This is a genomic window from Pseudomonas sp. G5(2012), from assembly GCF_000408945.1.
Classification (GTDB): Bacteria; Pseudomonadota; Gammaproteobacteria; order Pseudomonadales; family Pseudomonadaceae; genus Aquipseudomonas; species Aquipseudomonas umsongensis.
Genome location: NZ_APIO01000209.1, coordinates 1 through 4,286, shown reverse-complemented (window position 1 = coordinate 4,286; position 4,286 = coordinate 1). Strand labels below are relative to the sequence as shown.

The 4,286-nt window shown below is 62.9% G+C and carries 2 protein-coding genes; one reads left to right on the top strand and one right to left on the bottom strand.

The features are described from left to right. Nucleotides 1-187 precede the first annotated feature (187 nt). On the bottom strand, nt 188-2,929 hold the full coding sequence (acnA, locus tag PG5_RS32700; RefSeq protein WP_020801363.1) for an aconitate hydratase AcnA: 2,742 nt from the start codon (nt 2,927-2,929) through the stop codon (nt 188-190). A 222-nt stretch (nt 2,930-3,151) separates the two neighbouring features. On the opposite strand from acnA, the gene rlmM reads away from it, so the two are divergent. Then, the gene (gene rlmM / locus PG5_RS32695) at nt 3,152-4,225 is read left to right on the top strand and encodes a 23S rRNA (cytidine(2498)-2'-O)-methyltransferase RlmM (RefSeq protein ID WP_020801362.1); all 1,074 of its coding nucleotides are present in this window, start codon (nt 3,152-3,154) and stop codon (nt 4,223-4,225) included. Nucleotides 4,226-4,286: the final 61 nt, after the last annotated feature.

Here is a 4,286-nt window from a genome sequence, read left to right as displayed (position 1 = left end):
GTCAGGCCGCCTTCGCGAGCAGGCTCGCTCCCACAGTTGTTCGGGTAGGGCCGGGAGAGATTGGTTGGCTGTGATGATGCCTTCGCCGTTTCAGGCCTGGCTCCGCATGGTGGGCAGGTTGTAGGGGGGCGTCAGGCGCCGCTAACGAAGAACGGCACCTGAAGCATCAACAGCTATAGCCACGCGATTACGACGCAATCAACTGCCGCAACACGTAATGCAAGATTCCCCCCGACTTGAAGTATTCCACCTCATTAAGCGTATCAATCCGACACAACACTTCGATTTTCTCCTGGCTGCCGTTTTCCCGAGTGATGACCAGGGTCAAATTCATCCGCGGTGTCAGCTCAACGCCCGTCAACCCCAGGATGTCCAGGGTTTCCCGGCCAGTCAGGTTCAGGCTCTTGCGGTTCTGGTCGAGCTTGAACTGCAACGGTAATACGCCCATGCCCACCAGATTGGAGCGGTGGATGCGTTCGAAGCTTTCGGCGATGACCGCCTTGATCCCCAGCAAGTTAGTGCCCTTGGCGGCCCAGTCGCGGCTGGAGCCGGTGCCGTATTCCTGGCCGGCGATCACCACCAGCGGGGTGCCGGTAGCTTGGTAGCGCATGGCGGCGTCGTAGATCGGCAGTTTTTCGCCGGTAGGGATGTAGTAGGTGTTGCCGCCTTCCTCGCCATGGAGCATTTCGTTGCGGATGCGGATGTTGGCGAAGGTGCCGCGCATCATCACCTGGTGGTTGCCGCGGCGTGAGCCGTAGGAGTTGAAATCGCGCGGTTCGACGCCTTTCTCGCGCAGGTAGTGGCCTGCCGGGCTGTCGGCCTTGATGTTGCCGGCGGGGGAGATGTGGTCGGTGGTCACCGAGTCGCCGAGCAGGGCGAGGATGCGCGCGCCGCTGATGTCCTTGACCACCGGTGGCGGGCCGCCGATGTCGTCGAAGAACGGCGGATGCTGGATGTAGGTCGAGTCGTCCTGCCAGACGTAGGTGGCCGCTTGCGGTACTTCGATGGCTTGCCATTGTTCGTCGCCGGCGAATACTTCGGCGTATTCCTTGTGGAACATGGCGGTGTTGACCTGTTCGACCGCTTCGGCGATTTCCTGGCTGCTGGGCCAGATGTCACGCAGGTACACCAGCTTGCCGTTCTGGTCCTCGCCCAGAGGCTCTTGGCTGAGGTCGATGCGCACGGTGCCGGCCAGGGCATAGGCGACCACCAGCGGCGGCGAGGCCAGCCAGTTGGTTTTCACCAGTGGATGGACCCGGCCCTCGAAGTTGCGGTTGCCCGACAGCACCGAGGCCACGGTCAGGTCGGCCTTCTGGATGGCTTGTTCGATGGGCTCCGCCAGCGGCCCGGAGTTGCCGATGCAGGTGGTGCAGCCGTAGCCGACCAGGGCAAAACCCAGGGTGTCGAGGTACTGCGTCAAGCCGGCCGCCTTGTAATAATCGGTGACCACTTTCGAGCCCGGGGCCAGGGAGCTTTTTACCCAGGGTTTGCGGCGCAGTCCTTTTTCCACGGCTTTTTTCGCTACCAGCCCGGCCGCCATCATCACGCTCGGGTTGGAGGTGTTGGTGCAGGAGGTGATGGCGGCGATCACCACCGCGCCGTTTTTCAGGCGAAGGGTCTGGCCTTCGTACTCGTAGTCCACTTCACCGGCCATGTCCGCGTTGCCCACGGCCACGCCGCCACCGCCTTCGCTTTCCAGGCGGCCTTCTTCCTTGCTGGTGGGTTTGAGATGCAGGCCGACGAAGTCGCTGAAGGCTTGCGCCACATTCGGCAGCGACACACGGTCTTGCGGGCGCTTGGGGCCGGCCAGGCTGGCTTCGACGCTGGTCATGTCCAGGGCCAGGCTGTCGGTGAATTGCGGTTCCTGGCCTGGCAGGCGCCACAGGCCTTGCACCTTGCTGTAGGCCTCGACCAGTTTCACCGTGGCGTCGGGGCGGCCAGACAGGCGCAGGTAGTTGAGGGTGACGTCGTCCACCGGGAAGAAGCCGCAGGTGGCGCCATACTCCGGCGCCATGTTGGCGATGGTCGCGCGGTCGGCCAGCGGCAGGTCAGCCAGGCCGTCGCCGTAGAACTCGACGAATTTGCCGACCACGCCTTTCTTGCGCAGCATCTGGGTGACGGTCAGCACCAGGTCGGTGGCGGTGATGCCTTCCTTGAGTTTGCCGGTGAGCTTGAAGCCGATCACTTCGGGAATCAGCATCGACACCGGTTGGCCGAGCATCGCCGCTTCGGCTTCGATGCCGCCGACGCCCCAGCCGAGTACGCCGAGGCCGTTGATCATGGTGGTGTGGGAGTCGGTGCCGACCAAGGTGTCGGGGAAGGCGTAGGTGCGGCCGTCTTCGTCCTTGGTCCAGACGGTGCGGCCCAGGTATTCGAGGTTGACCTGGTGGCAGATGCCGGTGCCCGGCGGCACCACGCTGAAGTTGTCGAAGGCGCTCTGGCCCCAGCGCAGGAAGGCGTAACGCTCGCCGTTGCGCTGCATTTCGATGTCGACGTTCTGTTCGAAGGCGCTGCTGGTGGCGAACTTGTCGACCATCACCGAGTGGTCGATCACCAGGTCCACCGGCGACAGCGGGTTGATCCGCTGAGGGTCGCCGCCGGCCTTGGCCATCGCCGCGCGCATGGCGGCCAGGTCGACCACGGCGGGCACGCCGGTGAAGTCTTGCATCAGCACCCGGGCCGGCCGGTACTGGATTTCGCGGTCGGAGCGGCGCTCCTTGAGCCAGGCGGCGATGGCCTTGAGGTCGGCGCCGGTGACGGTCTTGGCGTCTTCCCAGCGCAGCAGGTTTTCCAGCAGCACTTTGAGCGACATGGGCAGCGCGTCCAGGTCGCCGAGGCTTCTGGCGGCCTCCGGCAGGCTGTAATAGTGATAGAGCTTGTCGTCGACTTGCAGGGTTTTAAGGGTGTTCAGGCTATCGAGGGACGGCATTACGATCACTCCTTTGAGTCCGCACGGTGGCGGACTGAGGGGACGGGCAGAGCATTAAACCTAGCCCTGTTTGAAGTTGCTGGCTAATAACTGGACTCTATGGGCAAGTCCGAGGTTCCGAAGTCGGCTATCATGCGCCGGTTTTCGTGACAGACATTGCGTTAGCGCAAGTCTGGGCATCGCGCAGGGGTTGAATGTCTCGCCCTCTGCCCAGGAGTAAGAATGAACACCCTTTTCATGCATTGCCGGCCGGGCTTCGAAGGTGAAGTCTGTTCCGAGATTTCCGACCTCGCCGCACAACTGAACGTGGCCGGTTATGCCAAGGCCAAGGCCGCCAGCGCCTGCGCCGAGTTTGTCTGCACCGAAGAAGACGGCGCCGAGCGCCTGATGCGCGGGCAGCGTTTTGCCAACCTGATTTTCCCGCGCCAGTGGGCCCGGGGGATTTTCATCGACCTGCCGGAGAGTGATCGCATCAGCGTGATTCTCGCGCACCTGGCGGATTTTCCGACCTGCGGCAGCCTGTGGCTGGAAGTGGTCGATACCAATGATGGCAAGGAGCTGTCGAACTTCTGCAAGAAATTCGAAGGCCCGTTGCGCAAGGCGCTGATCGGCGCCGGCAAGCTGGTGGACGACGCGAACAAGCCGCGCTTGTTACTGACGTTCAAGAGCGGCCGTGAAGTGTTCGTTGGCCTGGCGGAGTCGAACAATTCGGCGATGTGGCCGATGGGCATTCCGCGTTTGAAATTCCCGCGCGAGGCGCCGAGCCGTTCGACCTTGAAGCTTGAAGAGGCCTGGCATCACTTCATTCCGCGCGACCAATGGGACGAGCGCCTGCACAGCGACATGACCGGGGTCGACCTGGGTGCTGCGCCTGGCGGCTGGACCTGGCAGCTGGTCAACCGAGGCATGCTGGTGACCGCCATCGACAATGGCCCGATGGCTGAAAGCTTGATGGACACGGGCCTGGTGCAGCATTTGATGGCCGACGGTTTCACCTTCAAGCCCAAGCAGCCGGTGGACTGGATGGTCTGCGACATCGTCGAGAAGCCGGCGCGTAATGCGGCGATGCTCGAGGAGTGGATCGGCGAGGGGCATTGCCGCGAGGCGGTGGTCAACCTCAAGCTGCCGATGAAGCAGCGTTACGCCGAGGTGAAGCGCTTGCTCGAGCGTATTGCCGAAGGCTTCAAGGCCCGGGGCATTCGCGTGGAGATCGGCTGCAAGCAGCTGTACCACGACCGTGAGGAAGTGACCTGCCATTTGCGCCGGCTGGACGTAAAGAAACCGAAATCCCGCTGACCTTGCGTACCGATCGTTCCCACGCTCTGCGTGGGAATGCCGCCAGGGACGCTCCGCGTTC

Coding starts and splice junctions, on each gene's coding strand:
- acnA (WP_020801363.1), bottom strand. CDS start 2,929: ATGCCGTCCCTCGATAGCCTGAACACCCTTAAAACCCTGCAAGTCGAC.
- rlmM (WP_020801362.1), top strand. CDS start 3,152: ATGAACACCCTTTTCATGCATTGCCGGCCGGGCTTCGAAGGTGAAGTC.